We start from the raw sequence: 22,540 nt of genomic DNA, 5'->3' as shown, positions 1-22,540 counted from the left end.
CAAGAGGGTTTTTCTATATATTCTAAATATCTATTAAAATAGCTTAATGAAAAATGTTCGATATTATTATCATTGGCGCAGGTACAGCAGGCATCAGCGCCTACAAAGAAGCGGTTAAATATACCAAGAATCTTTTAATTATAAATGATGGGCCATGGGATACGACATGTGCTCGTGTAGGCTGTATGCCGAGTAAAATCCTCATCTCTACAGCAAACCGTATGTTTGACATTCAAAATGCTCAAGAGGTTGCTTTGGATGTATCTGTAAAAATTAATACTGATCAAGTTATGCAGCACGTACAAACTTTACGTGATCGTTTTACTCAGGCAACTTTAAAAGATGTAGAACAATGGCCAGCTGAACATAAAGTTTCTGGTAAAGCACATTTTATTGATGCACAGACTGTAGAAGTTAACGGGAAACAGTACCAATCAAAAAGTTTCATTCTGGCGGTTGGTTCAACTCCTAATTATGATCAAGCCTGGAAGCAAGAACTCGGTAATCGGCTTATAACAACAGATCAAATATTCGAATTAAAAACACTACCTAAATCTATTGCAGTCATTGGTAGTGGTGTGATTGCCCTTGAGATCGCGCAAGCCTTGCATCGTTTGGGCGTAGAAACCACTATATTTGCTCGCAGTAAACGAATTGGGATACTGACTAGCTCAAAACTTCAACAACTTGCGCAAAAAGAGCTAGGGAAAGAGTTAAAAATTCTATTCGAGATTTTACCAAGTGAAGTTAAATGTAATTCTGAGGGTGTCATATTAAATTACAAACTTGAAGAAAAAGAGAAAACTCTCAAAGTTGAATATGTTCTAGTTACAACAGGCCGTTCAAGTTTGCTTGATACTTTAAAACTAGAAAATATTGATAGTTCTTTTAAAGATATTAAGTCATTACCTATAAATGCAAAAACCAAGCAATTAGAGACCTATCCAATTTTTATTGTCGGTGATGCTTATACCTCAACACCATTACAACATGAAGCAGCACATGAGGGGAAAAAAGTTGTTCATAACTGTTTGAACTATCCACAAGTCAATCCAGTTAAGACTCTTACCCCCTTAGGAATTGTATTTAGTGATCCAGAAATGGCGATCGTTGGGCAAAGTTCTAAACAACTAAAAGAGACTGGTATAGACTTTATTACTGGTGAAGCCTCTTACGAACGACAAGGTAGAGCTATCGTCCTTGGAAAAAACAAAGGAGGCATTGAGGTTTATATAGATAAAGAAAGTCAGAAGCTTCTCGGTGCTGAGTTATTTACAGAAGCAACAGAACATATGGCTCACTTATTAAGCTGGATAATAGGTGAAGATTTAACTTTAAATGATATTTTAGAGAAACCCTTTTACCACCCAACTCTAGAAGAAGGTCTTCGCACTGCTTTAAAACATGCTCGTAGACAGTTGAAATAATCAATTTTAGAAGAGCTCTTTTAATAAAAGTTGGCTCTTCTATACATTAAGATTGTTTTAATTAATTCATTTGATGGGAAATAACTGCAACTAATGAAGCATTCTTTTCAGATGAACTAGTATATATCCATGTCTCTAAAGCCTTTCCATCTTTAGAAATAATATAATTTGTTGTAGTCAAATTTTTATCTTTAGATATTTCCTTTTTATAAGTTAAACCAGTAGATTTAGGGGGCAACCAGCTTTCTAAACTCTTCTGAATTTCAGTTGAGTTTCCTTTATTTATAAATAATGAACATACGCCGCTATCGAGTTGAGTAATAACAAACTTTCCTTCTGAAGAGCTTATCATCCAAGCGTTCCCATTATAATCTTTTAAAAAATGTGCAGCATACTCATTAGGCATTTGAATAAAACCCATATTTTTTGCTTGTTTATTTATTATTTCTGGATTTCCTCTAGAACTAACACAAATATTTAAAAAAGCTTTTGTGCTAAATAAACTTTCTACAGCTTCATTAGCATAGATAGATTTACTACCCAGTGTTATAGCTAACATAAAGACAAATATTTTTAATCCTACAAATTTCATTATTCATACTCTTGTTATCATTTTAAGGTATTTGGTTTATATCATAATTCATTCCAAGATATTCTAACATTTTCAATTTTCCAGGCATAAAAAAACACCCCTGGCCTATTGGACAGGGGTGTTTGAATAATGAGCTGGCGATGACTTACTCTCACATGGGAAACCCCACACTACCATCAGCGCTAAGAGGTTTCACTTCTGAGTTCGGGAAGGGATCAGGTGGTTCACTCTTGCTATGGTCGCCAGCACAACTGGTATGGATACTTGCATTGGTCTTATTAGTTGCCGATGCGTTTTCCAAATCTTTACAGATGGGCTGATTGAGTCTTACTTTATTTTGTTCATTTTAGCTAAGCGTATAACTAAATCAAGTTGCTTTGCATATTAATGAATCGATTGATGCTTTATATACAACTGCTTGGGTGTTGTATAGTCAAGCCTCACGAGCAATTAGTATTGGTCAGCTTCACATATCACTATGCTTCCACATCCAACCTATCAACGTCCTAGTCTCGAACGGCTCTTTAGAGGACATAAAGTCCTAGGGAAATCTTATCTTGAGGTAGGCTTCCCGCTTAGATGCTTTCAGCGGTTATCCCTTCCGAACATAGCTACCCGGCGATGCGACTGGCGTCACAACCGGTACACCAGAGGTTCGTCCACTCTGGTCCTCTCGTACTAGGAGCAGATCCTCTCAAATTTCCAGCGCCCACGGTAGATAGGGACCGAACTGTCTCACGACGTTCTAAACCCAGCTCGCGTACCTCTTTAAATGGCGAACAGCCATACCCTTGGGACCTGCTTCAGCCCCAGGATGAGATGAGCCGACATCGAGGTGCCAAACACCGCCGTCGATATGAACTCTTGGGCGGTATCAGCCTGTTATCCCCAGAGTACCTTTTATCCGTTGAGCGATGGCCCTTCCATACAGAACCACCGGATCACTAAGACCTACTTTCGTACCTGCTCGACTTGTGGGTCTCGCAGTTAAGCGCGCTTTTGCCTTTATACTCTACGCGTGATTTCCGACCACGCTGAGCGCACCTTCGTACTCCTCCGTTACTCTTTAGGAGGAGACCGCCCCAGTCAAACTACCCACCAGACATGGTCCTCGCCCCGGATTACGGGGCAGAGTTAGAACCTCAACATTACCAGGGTGGTATTTCAAGGACGGCTCCATTGGAACTAGCGTTCCAACTTCAAAGCCTCCCACCTATCCTACACAAGTAAGGTCAAAGTTCAATGTCAAGCTGCAGTAAAGGTTCACGGGGTCTTTCCGTCTAGCCGCGGGTACACTGCATCTTCACAGCGATTTCGATTTCACTGAGCCTCTGCTGGAGACAGCGCCGCCATCATTATGCCATTCGTGCAGGTCGGAACTTACCCGACAAGGAATTTCGCTACCTTAGGACCGTTATAGTTACGGCCGCCGTTTACTGGGGCTTCGATCAAGAGCTTCGCTTACGCTAACCCCATCAATTAACCTTCCAGCACCGGGCAGGCATCACACCCTATACGTCCACTTTCGTGTTTGCAGAGTGCTATGTTTTTAATAAACAGTTGCAGCGGCCTGGTTTCTGTGGCTGTCATCAGCTCAGGAAGCAAGTTCCATCACCAACAACAGCGTACCTTCTCCCGAAGTTACGGTACCATTTTGCCTAGTTCCTTCAGCAGAGTTCTCTCAAGCGCCTTGGTCTACTCGACCTGACCACCTGTGTCGGTTTAGGGTACGATTCCTGTGTAACTGAAGCTTAGAGACTTTTCCTGGAAGCATGGTATCAGCCACTTCGCTGTACAAGTACAGCTTGCTATCAGATCTCAGCATAGAGCACCCCGGATTTGCCTAAGATGCATGCCTACTTCCTTTCACCTGGACAACCAACGCCAGGCTGACTTAACCTTCTCCGTCCTCTCATCGCATTACACAGAAGTATTGGAATATTAACCAATTTCCCATCGACTACGCCTTTCGGCCTCGCCTTAGGGGTCGACTCACCCAGCCCCGATTAACGTTGGACTGGAACCCTTGGTCTTTCGGCGAACGGGTTTTTCACCCGTTTTGTCGTTACTCACGTCAGCATTCGCACTTCTGATACCTCCAGCATACTTCTCAATACACCTTCATCGGCTTACAGAACGCTCCCCTACCACTTGACTTAAAAGTCAAATCCGCAGCTTCGGCACATAGTTTTAGCCCCGTTACATCTTCCGCGCAGGCCGACTCGACTAGTGAGCTATTACGCTTTCTTTAAAGGGTGGCTGCTTCTAAGCCAACCTCCTAGCTGTCTATGCCTTCCCACATCGTTTCCCACTTAACTATGATTTTGGGGCCTTAGCTGGCGGTCTGGATTGTTTTCCTCTTGACTACGGACGTTAGCACCCGCAGTCTGTCTCCCGGATAGTACTCATAGGTATTCGGAGTTTGCATCGGTTTGGTAAGTCGGGATGACCCCCTAGCCGAAACAGTGCTCTACCCCCTATGGTATTCGTCCGAGGCGCTACCTAAATAGCTTTCGGGGAGAACCAGCTATCACCAGGCTTGATTAGCCTTTCACCCCTATCCACAAGTCATCCCCTGGCTTTTCAACGACAGTGGGTTCGGTCCTCCAGTTAGTGTTACCCAACCTTCAACCTGCTCATGGATAGATCGCCTGGTTTCGGGTCTATACCCAGCAACTAAACGCCCTATTAAGACTCGATTTCTCTACGGCTCCCCTATACGGTTAACCTCGCTACTGAATATAAGTCGCTGACCCATTATACAAAAGGTACGCAGTCACCGAACAAGTCGGCTCCCACTGCTTGTATGCATGCGGTTTCAGGATCTATTTCACTCCCCTCACAGGGGTTCTTTTCGCCTTTCCCTCACGGTACTGGTTCACTATCGGTCAGTCAGGAGTATTTAGCCTTGGAGGATGGTCCCCCCATATTCAGACAAGGTTTCACGTGCCTCGCCCTACTCGTCATCATTATGTGTGCCCTTTCGTGTACGGGAATATCACCCTCTACGTTCGCACTTCCCAGAGCGTTCCACTAAAACACACATAACTTAATGGGCTGATCCCCGTTCGCTCGCCGCTACTAAGGGAATCTCAATTGATTTCTTTTCCTAAGGGTACTGAGATGTTTCACTTCCCCTCGTTCGCCTTGCAACACTATGTATTCATGTTGCAATACCTACCTTAAAGTAGGTGGGTTCCCCCATTCAGAAATCTCCGGATCAAAGGATATTTGCCGCCTCCCCGGAGCTTATCGCAGGCTATTACGTCTTTCATCGCCTCTGACTGCCAAGGCATCCACCACATGCACTTAATTACTTGACTATACAACCCCAAACAGTCGTTATTACCTACAAGGAGTAATAAGACATGATCAATGATTTCTCATCAATCTCTTACAGTTTGAAGTACTGTGTATTTAAACACTGTACAGCTTCAATCTAATTCATATACCAAAACGCTTGATTCAGTTAATTTGCTAGTTCTCAATTAATTCCAAGATCAGAATTACTTCTTCTCTTTTCATTATTGAGTGAACAATTTATTTCAGACTCAATTTTGCCAATCTGTTAATGAATAAACATGCCTTCGTCAGGTCATGCTTAATACCGTGATACTTAAATCACAGAAGTTAATAAACTAAGATCTTACAACCTCTATTTACTAATTTCTGTAATCCGAACTTCTCTTAAGTTCTGGTGGAGACTAGGAGAGTCGAACTCCTGACCTCCTGCGTGCAAAGCAGGCGCTCTACCAACTAAGCTAAGTCCCCAGCTTACATCATCAGTTATGTATCTTCTTTTCTATAACTTCAACCAGTCAAAGTCATGGTGGGTCTGACAAGACTTGAACTTGTGACCCCACGCTTATCAAGCGTGTGCTCTAACCAACTGAGCTACAGACCCTCAGATACATCTATGAAGAACAACTTGTTGTGGATTCTTACCAATCGTCAATCTTTCGTTAAGGAGGTGATCCAGCCGCAGGTTCCCCTACGGCTACCTTGTTACGACTTCACCCCAGTCATCGGCCACACCGTGGTAAGCGTCCTCCTTGCGGTTAGACTACCTACTTCTGGTGCAACAAACTCCCATGGTGTGACGGGCGGTGTGTACAAGGCCCGGGAACGTATTCACCGCGGCATTCTGATCCGCGATTACTAGCGATTCCGACTTCATGGAGTCGAGTTGCAGACTCCAATCCGGACTACGATCGGCTTTTTGAGATTAGCATCCTATCGCTAGGTAGCAACCCTTTGTACCGACCATTGTAGCACGTGTGTAGCCCTGGCCGTAAGGGCCATGATGACTTGACGTCGTCCCCGCCTTCCTCCAGTTTGTCACTGGCAGTATCCTTAAAGTTCCCGACATTACTCGCTGGCAAATAAGGAAAAGGGTTGCGCTCGTTGCGGGACTTAACCCAACATCTCACGACACGAGCTGACGACAGCCATGCAGCACCTGTATGTAAGTTCCCGAAGGCACCAATCCATCTCTGGAAAGTTCTTACTATGTCAAGGCCAGGTAAGGTTCTTCGCGTTGCATCGAATTAAACCACATGCTCCACCGCTTGTGCGGGCCCCCGTCAATTCATTTGAGTTTTAGTCTTGCGACCGTACTCCCCAGGCGGTCTACTTATCGCGTTAGCTGCGCCACTAAAGCCTCAAAGGCCCCAACGGCTAGTAGACATCGTTTACGGCATGGACTACCAGGGTATCTAATCCTGTTTGCTCCCCATGCTTTCGCACCTCAGCGTCAGTGTTAGGCCAGATGGCTGCCTTCGCCATCGGTATTCCTCCAGATCTCTACGCATTTCACCGCTACACCTGGAATTCTACCATCCTCTCCCACACTCTAGCTAACCAGTATCGAATGCAATTCCCAAGTTAAGCTCGGGGATTTCACATTTGACTTAATTAGCCGCCTACGCGCGCTTTACGCCCAGTAAATCCGATTAACGCTTGCACCCTCTGTATTACCGCGGCTGCTGGCACAGAGTTAGCCGGTGCTTATTCTGCGAGTAACGTCCACTATCTGAAGGTATTAACTTCAGTAGCCTCCTCCTCGCTTAAAGTGCTTTACAACCATAAGGCCTTCTTCACACACGCGGCATGGCTGGATCAGGCTTGCGCCCATTGTCCAATATTCCCCACTGCTGCCTCCCGTAGGAGTCTGGGCCGTGTCTCAGTCCCAGTGTGGCGGATCATCCTCTCAGACCCGCTACAGATCGTCGCCTTGGTAGGCCTTTACCCCACCAACTAGCTAATCCGACTTAGGCTCATCTATTAGCGCAAGGTCCGAAGATCCCCTGCTTTCTCCCGTAGGACGTATGCGGTATTAGCATTCCTTTCGAAATGTTGTCCCCCACTAATAGGCAGATTCCTAAGCATTACTCACCCGTCCGCCGCTAAGTGATAGTGCAAGCACCATCACTCCGCTCGACTTGCATGTGTTAAGCCTGCCGCCAGCGTTCAATCTGAGCCATGATCAAACTCTTCAGTTAAAAATCATTTTGCACCTTATTAAAGACAAGGTGCCAATTCTGGCTCATCAATTTTCTGACTTAAATTTCGCTCAAATAAACTTCGAGTAATTTAAACCAATCAATCAATGATAATATTTCGATCGATCAATCAGTAAAAATCCACACAAGTTGTTCTTCATAATCTCTTAATGATCTTCTTACTGGTTCGTCACCAGCAAGCTAGGTCGGCTATATTACTCTTAATCTCTTAAAAGTCAACAGGTAATTTCGATATTTTTAAAACTTATTCTCAAAACTAACTTCTCATCAAATTCATTACCTAAAGCAACTCACTCAATTCCAAGTAACTGTTTTTCAACAAGTTTCTATCTGCATCACCGCCGATGGATGTGCATTATAGATGATTAAATTCTCTTGGCAAGGGGTATTTCAGTCTTTTTCTATTGAGTGCCGCTTTTTTCTACTATTTTGAGAAAAAAGTGATGTATATGCCTTTTTTTTAGGCACCTCAGTCAACATTAGATGAGATATTAAACTTTTTTTACTTTATCAACTTCATGTAGAATAGATTATTCGTGCAATAGTTTGGCATTAACTCACCATGTGGCAGTTCGCTAAGAAAGTATTTGTTTGCATACTTGTAGTGTTTGCTACGAGTGGGCCTTGTTATGCCAATTCAAAACATAACTTCTATGTGCTTACATTATCTATTCTAAGCTACAGTAAGTGGGAGAATGTAAATACTCCTACTCTTTGTATTATTGATAATCCCTCCATTACATCTACCTTTCAATCTTATATCCAGCAAATGTCTTATAATTATCGTGTTCAAACTGTAAACGCGAAAGATTTTGCACGGTCACATTGTCAGGCTGTTTATTTTTCTACTACTTCTCCACAGCAGCAACAAAGCCTTATTCAGAATTATCCTTATCGTTCTTTACTTTCTTTAAGCATCAATAATTCAGACTGTGAAATAGGAAGTATCTTTTGTTTATATAATCAAAATAATTACACTACCTTTAAAGTTAACTTAGATGCTTTAAGTCACTCCAAAGTTCATATTGATCCAAGAGTATTGCTCTTGGCTAAGAATGCGGAGTAAGGATTATGATATCTAAGTTGTATCAGTCCACTTCATTGCATGCTTTATTTAGAAAGTCTCAATTTACGATTTTTGCAATTACGTTCTTTATTTGTTCTTTTACTTTTGTATCAATTTCTGTTTTTACAATGGAAACCTATGCCAAACAAAATTTACAATTGCTCAGCCATACCCTGCTCGAACGTATTCAACCAGCAGTTGTATTTAATGACAAAATTACGATAGAGCAAATTTTGAATGAATATACGAATGATCATTCAATCCGTACTATTCATATTTATGATTCAGAACATCACCTTATTGCGCAAAGTTTTAAATTATCAAGTCAGACTTCAATTTTAGAGGGCTGGTTTGATCATTGGTTTTTAAATGAACCCGTTCATCTTACAATTTATCATCACGAACAAAATGTAGGTGAATTAACCCTTTTTGGTAGTTCAGAAAAAATATTGCAGTTCCTAAAAATGATTATGGTAGGGCTCGCAATTGCGATGTTGTTTATTGTTTGCGCTTTGTGGTGGTCAGTAAATCTAACTTATCGCCAAATTATGCAGGCTATTTATCCACTCACCAATATTGCTCAAATTGTAAGTGAGCAAAAAGCTTATAATCTTCGGTTCCCTTATAATCGTATTAAAGAATTTCAAGATTTAAATACTGTTTTTAATGAGTTACTTGAAGAAATTCAGATATGGGACAATCAATTACAAAAAGAAAATCGTAAATTGTCATTTCAGGCTCATCACGATCAGCTCACCTTATTACCTAATAGACATTATTTTTATCAAATTCTTTTAGATATGTTTGAAGATAAGGGATTTGATAATAAGTCTGCTTTATTATTTATAGATAACAATAACTTCAAAGCGATTAATGACCAGTTTGGACATTTGGCTGGAGATGAAGTTCTAAAAGAAATGGCAAATCGTTTGCAAACCCGTTTACGTCATCAAGATTTTATCGCGCGTTTAGGCGGCGACGAATTTGCTGTTATTTTGCATTCCATTAGTCATGCTGATCATTTAATATCTATTGCTGAAAATTTACTCGAAAGCTGTAAAGAACCTTTGCATCTGAATGGTCAAACCATTTACTTCAGTTTTAGTGTAGGTATTGCTTTATCACAATTTGCATCTAGCCCCGAAGATTTCATTATGCAAGCAGATCAGGCAATGTATAAGGCTAAAAATTCGGATGAACGCTGGTTTATCTATAAACCTGAAAATTAAATTTAGGCTAATCTATGAATACAAGATCTTTAAAACTCTCCTTTATTGCATTGCTATGCATTACTCTTGCAGGGTGCCTGAGTTTTGGGCCATTAAAATATCGTCAGGTCAAATTGCTCAAAAAAGAAGGTTTTGTGCTTACAAATGAAGGATGGACTTTAGGTTTACCAGAACGTTTGTTGTTTGACTTTAATAATGCAGAGTTAAAACAGAGCCATGAAGCTGAGTTAGTGCGTCTAGCATCTCAATTGAATAAATATGATCTTAATAAATTGAAAATTGTTGGTCATACTGATGATGTTGGCGATGCTGCTTATAATCAAAAGCTGTCTGAAGAGCGCGCACAAAGTGTGGCAAACCTTTTCTTAGCTCGCGGGTTTAAGCAAGAAAATATCTATGTGATTGGTCGTGGTTCAACGCAGCCCTATGTTCCAAATACAACCAATGAAAATCGTGCGATTAACCGACGTGTTGCCATTGTTGTTATTCCATAATTTTCAATTTATAAAAAAGCCAATCCTCTGTGATTGGCTTTTTTATTTTAAACTAACTCAATAATATCAATTGTTGGCGGCACTCTAAAACGTAAAGGGATGCCGACCATTCCTGTGCCAACTGTCACAAAAACATCGGCATGTTCGTGAGAGTAAAATCCACGTTTATGACCTAAAATTGACACTTTTTTCATAATATAGGTGGTAAGCCATGGAAGCTCAACCTGCCCTCCATGTGTATGCCCAGATAACATTAATGGTCGATTCGGCAATTTAGGCACCATGTCTACCGTATCGGGATTATGGGAAAGAATTAACCAAGGCTTGTCTTGTGGTAAATCTGGCATCGAACGCATGTCGGTTTTTCCAGCCCAGAGATCACCAATACCAATCAAACGAAATTCTTCAAAATCAACTATTTTGCCTTCAATATCGACAACTTCATTATAAAACAAGGCATCTTTTAATAATTGTTGGATAGGTGGTCCTGGATATTGCTCATCATGGTTTCCAGGAACGGAGTAAACAGGTGCCTGAATTTCTTTTAAAACACTCAATTCTTGAATTAGTCTATTTTCCGGCTCATACGTCCAGTCACCCGCCACAACCACTAAATCAGGTTGCTGTTCATTTAATTTTTTAACTATTGTTTTTAGCTGGCGCTCATGCCCTGAAAATAAACCAATATGTAAATCAGCAATTAACGCTACTTTTACTGGTTTATTAAAACTTCGATCTGGATTTAACCGATATTGATGTGTATCGACACGCACTAGATGAGGTTCAATAAATCGGGCATAAATTAAAATGCCACTTAAGAAAAAGATGAAAATACCTTGATGAATTGAATAGTAACCAATCCAAGCAGCATATAAATTAAAGAACCAGAGAGGAATAAGTAGATAAGAGAGATAAAATGCGAGTAAATGGACAAAAGCTTTAAATGGATGAATAGTCTCGGTTCGAGATTGATGAATCCAAGCTTCAGAAATCCCCCATAAAGCAAGTATTGAAAATATAAAGTAAAAACAAAAAATAATTGAATTTGGATTCCACATTACGACTCTCGACTTATCTTATATTGATTGCTAGTAATCAAATTCAATATTTATCTTTCAATATGCACGAATTATACTCTAGCTCACGTTATCGTATGTACTGATTATGGCACAATCCATTCATTCCAAACAGCTTCAAACGAATCAACAAGCTAAAGGCTTTTTGATAAAAGCCTCTATAGTCCTATGTTCTAGTTTTGCTGTGGGTTTGACAGGATGTAATACTCTGCCAAAACATGGTGTTGAGTCAGTACAATATGCAAAAGATATTGATACCTCTGAGACCTCACTTGCCAAACTGATTACTCCCTTACGTCAGCAAAACCCAAAACTAACGGGTTTTCACGTATTAAATGATCCGTTGGAGGCTCTAGCAGCCCGCCTAAGATTAATTGATAAAGCCGAAAAGACATTAGATTTACAATATTACATTTGGGACAATGACAAAGTTGGTGCTTTAGCGTTACACGCGATTATTCGGGCAGCTGATCGTGGGGTAAAAGTCCGACTTCTTATTGATGATAATAATGCAAAAAAAATAGAAGGGATTTTGCTTGCCCTTTCTCAGCATAAAAATATTGAAGTTAAGCTTTTTAACCCCTACCGTTTTCGTAAATATCGCGCGATGGATATGGTTCTTGATTTAAAACGTATCAATCGTCGTATGCATAATAAAAGTTTTATTGCCGACAATGAAGTTGCTCTTATTGGCGGACGAAACATGACAAATCAATATTACAATGTAAGTGATAGTTATCAATTCTCTGATGTCGATGTAATGTTAGTTGGTGCTGCTGTTGATGACATTGTGAATTCGTTTGATGACTACTGGAATCATGAATATGCATATTCAGTTCAAAGTATCGTAAGCCCAGAGCAACATCGTCTACGTTATGAAGGATTAAAAGAGCAACTCGAAGCTCACTACCAACAAGCAACAGTTCAAAACTTTCTAAACTTAACTGCAAAATCACATGCATTTGATGAATGGTTAAATCGCAATATTCAATTCGACTGGGTCAAAGCCGAAGTCGTAAAAGACTCACCGGATAAAATTAAATCAAAGGCTAAAAAAGAAGAGCACCTGAATTTCCAGTTAATTAACCATCTGGAAAAACCGGAAAGTAATGTGGATTTGATTTCAGCTTATTTTATTCCAGAAAAGCAAGGCGCCAAGATTTTAAGTACTCTTGCTAAAGAAGGCGTTGAGGTCCGAGTTTTAACTAACTCGTTTAAAGCGAATGACGTTGCTGTCGTTCATGCCTTTTATGGAAAGTACCGTAAAGAACTGCTTAAAAACGGCGTACAACTTTATGAATTTTTACCGACACCAGATAAAAGAGATTTAAATAAAAATACAGATGAGCTAGCAACTAAAGCAAAAGTGAATATGAAGGGATTAAGCCGCTCAAGCTTGCATACTAAACTGATGGCTTTAGATGAGCAGGTTTTTATTGGCTCTTTTAATTTTGATCCACGCTCAGCTTATTTGAATACTGAAATTGGCGTAATTTTGGATAGTCCATCATTGGCTAAGACAATTCACCATACGATGGACGAAAACTTAAATAAATATGCTTATAAGCTAAAGCTTGACGCTAATAATCATATTTATTGGCAGCAAGAGACTTCACATGGTCCCTTAATTTATAAACAGGAACCAGAAATGAAATGGTGGCAAAAAGCAGGCATGAGGTTTCTTTCATGGCTGCCACTTGAAGGATTCATGTAATTAATTTTTTGGCTTAAGTACTTTTTGATGTAGTTGAGCCAAACCTTCTACCATTTTTTCTTGAACTTCATTTGTTAAACTTTTCACATCATGCCCTTCCACAGAAATTGGTGGCAAAGTTAACAAATGAGCTGTTACTTTCGGCATTTCAAGTACGCGTTGAATATGTTCTGCAAAAGACATCTCACCAATGAATGGAGCAACTGTATCTAATTGTCCATAACGGTTTACATAACAAATTAAACATACCTGTACTGGACGTTGAGCCTCAATAGCAGCCCCAAGTAAACGACCATGTACTTTCTTAACAGAATGCCCATCGGTGGTAGTCGCTTCAGGGAAAAATAGTACAGGAATATTTTGTTTTAAAAATTCAGTAATTTGCTCACGGATTCTAACGGAATCCCCAGACCCACGCTTAATAAATAAAGTTCCACCACCTTTAGCTAAATTCCCGAAAATGGGCCAATTTTCAATTTCAGCTTTAGCAAGGAAGAAAACTCGAGCACCTGAACCTAAAACAGCAACATCTAGCCAGGAAATATGATTACTTACCCAAAGAGCAGGTTCTCGAGGAATTGTTCCGTGTACTTCTACATCTAAGTTAAAAACCTGACATAAACGGCGGCAAAAATATTGGACATAGCGTGTATTGACCGGATTATTAGGATCTTTATAAAGGCCATGTCGATAAACTAAATAAAAACCTTCACTAATTGCAGCCGTGGCAGAAGTGACTTTTTTTCCGTATAAACCTATTTTTGATAATTTCTTTAACGTTGAATTAACTATACTTTGCGTTTGAGCCATAAAATTTCACTAACGATCAATCATTGTTATACCCATCTCGAGCATTCTATACGTTTCAGAATAAACTTGCATTGATGATAGAGAACTGGAAATAAAATAAATTCAGACATCTCTAACTACATTTAACTAATCTAAAGGATAAGAACAAACGCTTTCCCCTTTTGCTTAAGTTTCATCTAGAATAAAGTTTTCCCATTTTCAGGATTTATAGCCACGTGGAATATGTTGATCGGCATCAAGGCGGTGAACGCACAATTTTAGTGAGTGTTTCTGTACAATTATTAGATGATCTGGATGCCGAAGAGTTTGCTCTACTTGCACAGTCTGCTGGTGCAGATATCCTTGAACATATTAAGGTTCAGCGAAATAAACCCAATCCTAAATTTTTTATTGGTTCAGGAAAAGTCGAAGAAATTGCAGAGCGAGTTCAGGAATTAGAAGCAAGTCTGGTGATTTTTGACCATGCTTTATCACCCGCTCAAGAACGAAATTTAGAAAGAATATTAAAATGCCGAGTCATTGATCGTACAGGATTAATTTTAGATATTTTTGCGCTACGTGCTCGTACGCATGAAGGTAAATTACAAGTCGAACTTGCTCAGCTTAAACATTTATCTACGCGTCTTATTCGCGGTTGGTCAGCAGACTTTGAACAACAAAAAGGTGGTATTGGCTTACGTGGCCCTGGTGAAACACAACTAGAAACAGACCGTCGCCTCATTCGCGTTCGTATTGCCCAATTAAAAGATAAATTAGAAAAAGTACATCAAACCCGTATACAAGGGCGTGCTGCAAGACAAAAGGCAGCCATTCCCACTGTGTCGCTAGTTGGTTATACCAATGCGGGCAAATCAACTCTATTTAATATTTTAGCGAAAAGTGATGTCTACGCAGCCGACCAACTATTTGCAACACTCGATCCGACATTACGTCGTTTAGAATGGGATGGTATCGGCACAGTCGTGTTAGCAGATACGGTAGGCTTTGTACGAAACTTACAACATGATTTAGTTGAATCATTCAAAGCAACACTTGAAGAAACACTTGAAGCCACCCTATTACTGCATGTTATTGACAGTAATAGCCATGACATGCTTGATCAAATTGAAGCAGTTGAAGGTGTATTAAAAGAGATTGGCGCAGATGCTCCTGTACTTCGGGTATACAACAAAATTGACTTAAGTGGTGAAGAAGCCAAAATCATTTATGCCGAACCGCATGTACCAGATCGAGTTTATGTTTCGGCTCATGCTGGCCTTGGGCTAGACTTACTTCAACAAGCAGTGCAAGAATGTTTAATGGGTCAAATTCAACATTTTTCACTGATTCTTAAACCTGCTTATGGCAAATTGCGCACCCAACTTTATGCTTTAAATGTGATTCAGTCTGAACACTATGATGATGCGGGCTTATTGCATATTGATGTACACATTGCCCCACATAAGTTAGAAAAGCTTATTCGCCAAGCAAAACTACCCTTAGAAGAAATCTTAGGAGAACGTGCTAGTCAATTTAGCCGTCCCTTGGAGGAGTTTGAAATCAAGGGTCAGATCAGTTAAAACTTGATAAGTAAACTTTTAGAGATAAAAAATATGGATAAGATCAAAAGTATAGACTGGACAGCATGGGTAGCAACTTTACTACTCATTATTGGTTTTCGTGAAGGCTCTGTCATCGTCATGCGTGCTTTTGGTCATCCAGAATTGGGGAATCTCGTTGGCTTAATCAGCTTACTCACTATTTTGATTATCTGGAGAAAGTTCAAAAAAATCCCTCTCCGGATAGTTGATACAAATAATAAAATTATGAAAGAAAGTGGATTTGCTTTTTTACCCGTTTGTGCAGGCTCCTTAATTATGTTGGTGCATATGGGTAAAGAAATTCCACTATTCCTTTTTGTTTTAGTAGTCAGCACCCTTATACCTTTGTGGGTCTATGCAAAAATGGCAAAACGTTGGTTATAAGGAGAATAAAATGTTTACGATTTTCTATGGTTTTTTAATCACACTCATTGGTTATCTGTGTGCAAAACCTTTAAACCGACGTTTTCCGCAAGTTCCACTTTTAGTTTTCGGCATGTTCATTGTCATTGCCTTACTTTCAGTTTTACAAGTCCCTTATGAACAATATCGTCTTTATGTGAATGAGTTATTTAGCCATTTATTGGGATATGTGACTGTAGCCTTAGCAATTCCCTTAGCTGCAATGCGTTACGATGACCTTCCAATTAAATCGGTCATTGGTATTTTACTTTTTGCAAGTATTAGCGCCGTTGCCCTCCCTATGGGCCTCGCTTATTTGTTACATATGTCGGAACCTACTATTCTTGCATTTGCAACCCGTGCAGTAACTACCCCAATTGCCCTAAATATCGCAACGTTATTGCATGCTCCTGAAACGCTGGTGACCCTTATTGTTATTTTATCTGGGGTTATTGGAGCGGCTTTTTCACCATTTTTACTCAAGCATATTCATGATGAGCGTGCTTCCGGTTTAGCCTTAGGGTTAGCTGCTCATGCCATAGGAACAGCTCAAGCTTGGCAGCGCGGACCAGTTGCGGGTCGCTACGCTGCATTTGGTATGGCTTTGAATGGCGTATTTACTGCGATTTGGCTACCTACATTAATGTTGTCACTCGGAACACCATAATCAATAAGCCTATTAAATAAACATTGAACGGTATATAAATTCGCAATAAGATGACCTTTCAATGTTAAAAGGATTTTTAATGATGGGGAAAATTTTTATTGGAGCTTTGCTCTTATTGGGGATCAATACTGCTACATTTGCAGCAGACATTACAGGTCTTTGGCAAACAATTGATGATAAGACTGGTGCGCCCAAAGCACACGTAGAAATACGAAAAGAAGCAAATGGGACTTATGCTGGAAAAATTACTAAACTCACACCGCGCCCGGGTTATACCCCTAAAGAGATTTGTGATAATTGCCCTGCGCCATATACCAATAAACCAATTTTAGGTCTAGATATTGCAACGGGCTTAAAACAAACAGATGGATTTAATTATACTGGCGGTAAAATTTTAGATCCGAATACCGGCAAAGTTTACGGACTTAAAGCAAAGCTTAGCGCAACTGGTAAACGTCTCCATATGCGCGGATATCTTGGGGTTTCTGCTTTAGGGCGTAATCAAATTTGGTTACGCGTAGAATAAAAGTTAAAAATAAAAAAGCCGCTTATGCGGCTTTTTTATTTTTACTCGGGTACAACCCTCATCTTGCGCTCATGAAAAGCATTGCTTTTCCTATATTCGCTCAGGATTATCGACAGCAAAGATTTCTTTGTCTTCAAGGCGATAAGCCATTAATTTTCGGCCCCAGACACAACCGCCATCAATATTCTGGATTTGCTCATTGATGCTTCTACCTTCAAGTGCAGCCCAATGACCAAAAATAATCTGATGAGTCTGAGCAGCTTTACTTGGAAATTCGAACCAAGGTAAATAGCCTTCTGGCATTGGCGCATCTAGAGCATCTTTAAAACTAAACTCTAAAGCTCCTTCTGCGTTGGTTAAACGCATGCGTGTCAGATAATTGGTAATACAACGTAAACGTGCTGAACCTGTTAGATCATCTTCCCACAAATCGGGTTTTGAACCATACATTTCTGCTAAAAAAGCATCCAATACAGATAAATCTTGATGTGAGAGTACTGCTTCAACCTCTTTTGCTAGCGTTGCAGTTTTTTGTACATCCCAAATGCAAGGTATGCCCGCATGCGTAAGAATTGTGTGCTCGTTTGGGAATAAACATAAAGGTTGTTTACGCAACCAGTCGATTAATTCATCGCCATCAATTGCATCAATAACATCCTGCGTGCGATCTTTTTCTTTAATCTCTTTTAAACCACGTGCACCCGCAATTAAAGTCAGGTCATGATTCCCGAGTACAGTTGCGGCAGCGCCACGGTCAGCAAGTTTTTTAACAAAACGTAAGGCACCCACTGAGTTTTCGCCACGAGCGACCAAATCACCAGCAAACCATAAAAAATCTTGGTCTGGATCAAAACGTATTTCTTTAAGTAAGGCTTTCAGAGCTTCAAAACACCCTTGTACATCGCCAATCACATAATTAAAACGTTTAGTCATTTATCCCACCATTTGATCGGCTAAAGCAACAAATTGAGTCAGTGTTAAAGTTTCCGGACGAGCCATCGGATCGACGCCTGCTTTTTCAAAGCCATCTTCAGCGATCATACCTTTAAGACTATTTCTTAGGGTTTTACGACGTTGGGTAAATACATGACCAACCAAGCGAGCTAAAGCTTTTTCATCTTTTGCAATAATTGGCTTTTGTTCATAGGGAACAAGGCGGAAAACAGCACTCGTTACTTTAGGTGGTGGATTAAATGCGCCAGCTGGCACTTCAAATAAAAACGTTGGTTGGCAATAATACTGAATCATTACCGACAAGCGACCATATTCTTTTGTGTTTGGTTCGGCAGTAATACGGTCAACCACCTCTTTTTGGAGCATAAAGTGCATGTCTTTCACTTTACTGCCAAATTCCAAGAGATGAAAAAGTAATGGGGTTGAAATGTTATAAGGTAAATTACCAACCACACGTAGTGGTCGACCATCTTTTACCAGTTCACTAAAATCATATTTTAATGCATCAGCTTCTATAATCGTTAAACGTTCAGGATGTGGAACGCGTTCTGGTAAGCCTGCTGCTAAATCACGATCTAGTTCAACAACTGTTAATGCATCACATTCCCCAATTAAAGGAGATGTTAATGCGGCCAAACCAGGTCCAATTTCGACAACATTTTCACCTGGACGCGGATTTACCGAGCGCACGATTTTGGCAATGACTCGCTGATCATGTAAGAAGTTTTGACCAAAACGTTTACGAGCTTTATGCCCTTCATCTTTCGGGTTTAGGGCATTAATTTGATACATAGAACATTTCCAACATGAAAAATTTAGCTCGCTGCCAAAGATAAAGCTAAATCGACAGCGACATTTAAACTTGAGCTTTTTGCCAAACCGGTCCCGGCCAAAGACAATGCCGTGCCATGATCGACCGAAGTTCGGATGAATGGCAAACCCAATGTAATATTGATGGCCTCACCAAACCCTTGTGATTTTAACACAGGTAGACCTTGATCATGGTACATGGCAAGTACAGCGTCAGCATTTTTAAGGTGCTCAGGGGTAAATAAGGTGTCCGCAGGCAAGCTTAGACTCATTTTAATCCCTTGCTCCCGATAACTTTCGAGTACTGGATTAATGGTATCAATCTCTTCACGTCCCAAATACCCATCCTCACCCGCGTGAGGATTTAATCCGCAAACAAGTACACGCGGATCCATAATCTTAAATTTAGTTTTTAAATCATGTAATAAAATATCAATGACTTGATGGAGACGCTCTTTGGTAATTGCATCGGCAACATCTCTTAAGGGCAAATGTGTAGTAGCCAAGGCAACACGTAAAGTCTTGGTCGCAAGCATCATAACGACACGCTCTACACCTGCAAATTCTTGATAGTATTCAGTGTGTCCACTAAACAAAATACCTGCTTCGTTAATGACCGACTTTTGCACAGGAGCAGTGGCGACCCCAACACTTTTACCAGACATCGCATAATCAGCTGAACGGCGTAATTGTTCTAATACATAAGCTGCATTAGCTGAGTTTAATTGCCCATCAACAACCGCCGTTTCTAAAGGTACATGCTCTATATAAAGTTCACCTGAAGACGACGATTCAGCTTGTCCCGTATATTCTAGAAATTGAATATCTATCCCGAGTTTCTGGGCACGTTGTTCTAATAAATTTCGGTCACCCAAAATAACAAGTGGTCGTTCATCAACTCGCTTAGCCAAGCTCAAGCAAATATCTGGACCAATACCAGCCGGCTCACCGGAAGTGACATATAAAGGAAGACTCATATTCAACTCAATTTATATATTATGGATTCGATGATTAAGACTAAATCTAGCCTCTAACCAACCAAAACTATGAGCAATTTCAGATACGATTATGGCTATCAAACTCAATAATCCCACGATCATTAACCATTTGCCCAAAAGCCAATTGATTCGCACAAAATTTTCTTGCGCAATAAAGCAAAATCCTATTCCACCCAATAGATATAATATGTAAGGTAACGGCGTGGCATGCATATAAAGACTGATCAAAGCCACACCAACCAAACCACTAAAACCATAATAAAGACAAAATCCATTAAGAAGAATAAGATGCAAGCAAACTAATATTGCCATCCACCCCATAAAAAATTGTATGATTTTGGACACGTCCTCCCCCTTTTATTCAGGTCAGTATCAACATAGCACATCACAAAATGTAGTTTTTCATTTTAAATTAAATCCCTCAATTAAAAATATAAACCACTTATTGATCAAGGAAACTTACATCAAATTATTCTTGTGATTTTAGGTAATCTCGTTTAGAATTTCGGCTCCTTTTGTTTGGACAGATTCCATAGTCCAAACCAACTATAATAGGTAGTGGTTTAATGAAAACTCTCAGCGCTAAGCCAGCTGAAGTTCAACATGACTGGTATGTTGTTGATGCTTCTGGCAAAACTTTAGGTCGCCTTGCGACTGAAATCGCTCGTCGTTTACGCGGTAAGCACAAAACTTCTTATACTCCTCACGTTGACACTGGCGATTACATCGTTGTGATTAATGCTGAACAAGTTCAAGTGACTGGTAAAAAAGCACTTGATAAGAAATATTATCGCCATACTGGTTTCCCTGGTGGTATCCGTGAGACTAACTTCGAGAAGTTAATTGCTCACAAGCCTGAAGCTGTTCTTGAAAAAGCAGTTAAAGGCATGTTACCAAAAGGTCCTCTTGGTTATGCAATGATCAAAAAAATGAAAGTGTACGCTGGTACTGAGCATCCGCATGCTGCTCAACAGCCACAAGTTTTGGACATCTAAGGGATACAGCACATGGCTACTAATTATGGTACAGGTCGCCGTAAGACCGCAACTGCACGTGTTTTCTTGTCAGCTGGTACAGGCAAACTCGTTATTAACAACCGTACTTTAGAGCAATATTTCGGTCGTGAAACTGCTCGTATGGTTGTTCGTCAACCTTTAGAACTTTTAGAAGTTACTGAAAAGTTTGACCTTTACATCACTGTTAAAGGTGGTGGTATTGGCGGTCAAGCTGGCGCGATCCGTCACGGTATTACTCGTGCGCTTATCGCTGCTGACGAAACTTTAAAACCTGTTCTTCGTCAAGCTGGTTTCGTTACTCGTGATGCTCGTGAAGTTGAACGTAAGAAACTTGGTTTACGTAAAGCTCGTAAGCGTCCTCAATTCTCTAAACGTTAATTCGTTTATCGAGTTGGACAAAAAGCCTTGGATTTTTCCAAGGCTTTTTTATTATAAAAATAGAACAATAAAATGCAAACTTATAAATATAAACAAACTATCTCGTTAGAACCGTGATTTCCTAGAGCATTTTTAGTATCCTAATCGATTCACTCAACCACGTCGTCTTGTGATATGTCGGTCGAAAACACCTCTATTCAGGGGATTACCCTTTACAGTCATGCTGATGATTTCCGTTCTCACTGGATTCGTTTCTTATTAGCAGAAAAGCAAATCAAATATCAATTGATCGTAACTGACCATGAAGACGAAGATTTAGCAAGTTTAAATCCTTATAACCAATTGCCGATGTTGGTCGAGCAAAATCTTAAATTATTTGCAGCGCCTATTATTGCTGAATATTTAGATGATCGTTATCGCCAAGGTAAGCTTTACGCAGATGCGCCAATGATGCGTGCAGAGCAGCGTCAATATATATGGAGACTTGAAAACGACTGGTTCAAATTAGCAGATCAGATGTTAAAGCATGCTGATTCTTTAAATGTCGAACAAAAGCAAAAAGCTCAAAAAGAATTACGTGAAACTTTAATTTCACTTACTCCCCTATTTCAGCATTTTCCTTATTTTATGTCTGAAAATTTCACCATCTTGGACTGTATGCTTGCCCCTATTTTCTTAAGGCTAAATAGCATGGGAATCGATTTACCGAAACAGCACTGCCGACCGATACTTTTGTATTGTAAACGTATCTTTGAGAGGCCTTCTTTTGCTAAATCAATGACGGCTCAAGAGAAAAACCGTTACAATGAACTATTAAATATGGAATAGTGTGATATGTCTGAGCAACCTATTGATTTAACCCCTACACGTCCTTATCTTGCTCGTGCAATCTATGAATGGATTTGCGACAACCAGCTTACTCCTTATCTATTAGTGGATGCGACACAGCCACATACCGATGTTCCACAGCAATTTGTTAAAGATGGGCAAATCGTTTTAAATATCGTGCCTCATGCTGTTCATCAATTTCTTATTGCCAATGAAGCCATTACTTTTTCTGCCCGTTTCGGGGGGGCATCGAAAGACATTTATGTACCTATTCAAGCAGTTTTAGGTATTTATGCACGTGAGAATGGGCAAGGTTTATTCTTTGATCCTGAAGAATATGCCAATGTAGCGCCTGTAGAAAATATAGCAGAGCCAGAAGTACAAGAAGCTGAAACAACATCGATCAAGAAAAAACCGACGTTAAGAATTTTAGATTAAATTTAGAGGAAGA

The 22,540-nt window shown here is 40.1% G+C and carries 20 protein-coding genes, 2 tRNA genes and 3 rRNA genes; 13 read left to right on the top strand and 12 right to left on the bottom strand.

Features of this window, described 5'->3' with window-relative positions; genetic code table 11:
- Positions 1–53: 53 nt before the first annotated feature.
- Complete coding sequence (locus tag ACB088_RS00230; protein WP_375037692.1) at positions 54–1,427, top strand: dihydrolipoyl dehydrogenase; 1,374 nt, start codon at positions 54–56, stop codon at positions 1,425–1,427.
- A gap of 61 nt (positions 1,428–1,488) precedes the next feature.
- Here ACB088_RS00230 and ACB088_RS00225 read toward each other — a convergent pair whose 3' ends face one another.
- The 6 genes from ACB088_RS00225 to ACB088_RS00200 form a co-directional block, all read right to left on the bottom strand.
- Positions 1,489–2,019: a hypothetical protein gene (locus tag ACB088_RS00225; protein ID WP_375037691.1), complete on the bottom strand. Its 531-nt coding sequence runs from the start codon at positions 2,017–2,019 to the stop codon at positions 1,489–1,491.
- 132 nt (positions 2,020–2,151) lie between these two features.
- Positions 2,152–2,266 (bottom strand): 5S ribosomal RNA (gene rrf / locus ACB088_RS00220).
- Between the two features lie 182 nt (positions 2,267–2,448).
- A 23S ribosomal RNA gene (locus tag ACB088_RS00215) occupies positions 2,449–5,342 on the bottom strand.
- Between the two features lie 372 nt (positions 5,343–5,714).
- A tRNA-Ala gene (locus ACB088_RS00210) sits at positions 5,715–5,790 on the bottom strand.
- A gap of 56 nt (positions 5,791–5,846) precedes the next feature.
- A tRNA-Ile gene (locus tag ACB088_RS00205) sits at positions 5,847–5,923 on the bottom strand.
- A gap of 59 nt (positions 5,924–5,982) precedes the next feature.
- Positions 5,983–7,520 (bottom strand): 16S ribosomal RNA (locus ACB088_RS00200).
- Together the 16S, 23S and 5S rRNA genes with 2 tRNA genes alongside form the textbook arrangement of a ribosomal RNA operon.
- A 583-nt stretch (positions 7,521–8,103) precedes the next feature.
- On the opposite strand from ACB088_RS00200, the gene ACB088_RS00195 reads away from it, so the two are divergent.
- Genes ACB088_RS00195 through ACB088_RS00185 form a run of 3 tightly spaced genes read left to right on the top strand, consistent with a single transcriptional unit; the run spans position 8,104 to position 10,330 of the window.
- The gene (locus ACB088_RS00195; protein WP_092710839.1) at positions 8,104–8,607 is read left to right on the top strand and encodes a YfiR family protein; all 504 of its coding nucleotides are present in this window, start codon (positions 8,104–8,106) and stop codon (positions 8,605–8,607) included.
- Between the two features lie 5 nt (positions 8,608–8,612).
- A complete protein-coding gene (locus tag ACB088_RS00190) occupies positions 8,613–9,836 on the top strand; it encodes a diguanylate cyclase domain-containing protein (protein ID WP_005043367.1) in 1,224 nt (407 codons plus the stop codon).
- A gap of 14 nt (positions 9,837–9,850) precedes the next feature.
- Complete coding sequence (locus tag ACB088_RS00185; RefSeq protein WP_004638723.1) at positions 9,851–10,330, top strand: OmpA family protein; 480 nt, start codon at positions 9,851–9,853, stop codon at positions 10,328–10,330.
- Positions 10,331–10,377: 47 nt separating this feature from the next.
- On the opposite strand, the gene ACB088_RS00180 is transcribed toward ACB088_RS00185, so the two are convergent.
- Positions 10,378–11,388, bottom strand: a complete 1,011-nt coding sequence (locus ACB088_RS00180) for a metallophosphoesterase (protein ID WP_004638721.1) — start codon at positions 11,386–11,388, stop codon at positions 10,378–10,380.
- Between the two features lie 106 nt (positions 11,389–11,494).
- On the opposite strand from ACB088_RS00180, the gene ACB088_RS00175 reads away from it, so the two are divergent.
- Positions 11,495–13,120, top strand: a complete 1,626-nt coding sequence (locus ACB088_RS00175) for a phosphatidylserine/phosphatidylglycerophosphate/cardiolipin synthase family protein (RefSeq protein WP_375037690.1) — start codon at positions 11,495–11,497, stop codon at positions 13,118–13,120.
- On the opposite strand, the gene ACB088_RS00170 is transcribed toward ACB088_RS00175, so the two are convergent.
- On the bottom strand, positions 13,121–13,930 hold the full coding sequence (locus tag ACB088_RS00170) for a 1-acyl-sn-glycerol-3-phosphate acyltransferase (RefSeq protein WP_005043363.1): 810 nt from the start codon (positions 13,928–13,930) through the stop codon (positions 13,121–13,123). It lies immediately after the preceding gene.
- A 215-nt stretch (positions 13,931–14,145) separates the two neighbouring features.
- Here ACB088_RS00170 and hflX point away from each other — a divergent pair, with 215 nt between their 5' ends.
- From hflX to ACB088_RS00150, 4 genes are all read left to right on the top strand, one after another.
- A complete protein-coding gene (gene hflX / locus ACB088_RS00165; RefSeq protein ID WP_375037689.1) occupies positions 14,146–15,489 on the top strand; it encodes a ribosome rescue GTPase HflX in 1,344 nt (447 codons plus the stop codon).
- Between the two features lie 33 nt (positions 15,490–15,522).
- On the top strand, positions 15,523–15,894 hold the full coding sequence (locus ACB088_RS00160; RefSeq protein ID WP_004638713.1) for a hypothetical protein: 372 nt from the start codon (positions 15,523–15,525) through the stop codon (positions 15,892–15,894).
- Between the two features lie 10 nt (positions 15,895–15,904).
- Positions 15,905–16,579: an LrgB family protein gene (locus ACB088_RS00155; RefSeq protein WP_198497220.1), complete on the top strand. Its 675-nt coding sequence runs from the start codon at positions 15,905–15,907 to the stop codon at positions 16,577–16,579.
- 82 nt (positions 16,580–16,661) lie between these two features.
- Entirely contained in the window at positions 16,662–17,105 is a 444-nt protein-coding gene (locus ACB088_RS00150; RefSeq protein ID WP_375038744.1) for a DUF2147 domain-containing protein, read from the top strand.
- Between the two features lie 90 nt (positions 17,106–17,195).
- Here the strand turns inward: ACB088_RS00150 and ACB088_RS00145 are convergent, their stop codons facing one another.
- The 4 genes from ACB088_RS00145 to ACB088_RS00130 are packed head-to-tail and all read right to left on the bottom strand — an operon-like array spanning position 17,196 to position 20,212.
- Positions 17,196–18,038: a symmetrical bis(5'-nucleosyl)-tetraphosphatase gene (locus ACB088_RS00145; RefSeq protein WP_375037688.1), complete on the bottom strand. Its 843-nt coding sequence runs from the start codon at positions 18,036–18,038 to the stop codon at positions 17,196–17,198.
- Complete coding sequence (gene rsmA, locus ACB088_RS00140) at positions 18,039–18,851, bottom strand: 16S rRNA (adenine(1518)-N(6)/adenine(1519)-N(6))-dimethyltransferase RsmA (RefSeq protein WP_005044667.1); 813 nt, start codon at positions 18,849–18,851, stop codon at positions 18,039–18,041. It abuts the gene before it with no gap.
- Between the two features lie 23 nt (positions 18,852–18,874).
- Positions 18,875–19,846, bottom strand: coding sequence for a 4-hydroxythreonine-4-phosphate dehydrogenase PdxA (gene pdxA / locus ACB088_RS00135; RefSeq protein WP_375037687.1), 972 nt, complete (start codon positions 19,844–19,846; stop codon positions 18,875–18,877).
- Between the two features lie 12 nt (positions 19,847–19,858).
- The gene (locus tag ACB088_RS00130) at positions 19,859–20,212 is read right to left on the bottom strand and encodes a hypothetical protein (RefSeq protein WP_375037686.1); all 354 of its coding nucleotides are present in this window, start codon (positions 20,210–20,212) and stop codon (positions 19,859–19,861) included.
- 221 nt (positions 20,213–20,433) lie between these two features.
- Between ACB088_RS00130 and rplM the strand changes: the two genes are divergently transcribed.
- The 4 genes from rplM (at position 20,434) to ACB088_RS00110 (ending at position 22,527) form a co-directional block, all read left to right on the top strand.
- Entirely contained in the window at positions 20,434–20,862 is a 429-nt protein-coding gene (gene rplM, locus ACB088_RS00125) for a 50S ribosomal protein L13 (protein ID WP_003656097.1), read from the top strand.
- A gap of 12 nt (positions 20,863–20,874) precedes the next feature.
- Complete coding sequence (rpsI, locus tag ACB088_RS00120; protein ID WP_002048725.1) at positions 20,875–21,261, top strand: 30S ribosomal protein S9; 387 nt, start codon at positions 20,875–20,877, stop codon at positions 21,259–21,261.
- A 174-nt stretch (positions 21,262–21,435) separates the two neighbouring features.
- The gene (locus tag ACB088_RS00115; RefSeq protein ID WP_375037685.1) at positions 21,436–22,089 is read left to right on the top strand and encodes a glutathione S-transferase N-terminal domain-containing protein; all 654 of its coding nucleotides are present in this window, start codon (positions 21,436–21,438) and stop codon (positions 22,087–22,089) included.
- A 6-nt stretch (positions 22,090–22,095) separates the two neighbouring features.
- A complete protein-coding gene (locus tag ACB088_RS00110) occupies positions 22,096–22,527 on the top strand; it encodes a ClpXP protease specificity-enhancing factor (protein ID WP_375037684.1) in 432 nt (143 codons plus the stop codon).
- Positions 22,528–22,540: the final 13 nt, after the last annotated feature.

This window comes from Acinetobacter sp. RW6 (assembly GCF_041956835.1).
Taxonomy (GTDB): Bacteria; Pseudomonadota; Gammaproteobacteria; order Pseudomonadales; family Moraxellaceae; genus Acinetobacter; species Acinetobacter calcoaceticus.
This window is presented reverse-complemented; position numbering and strand designations above follow the sequence as displayed.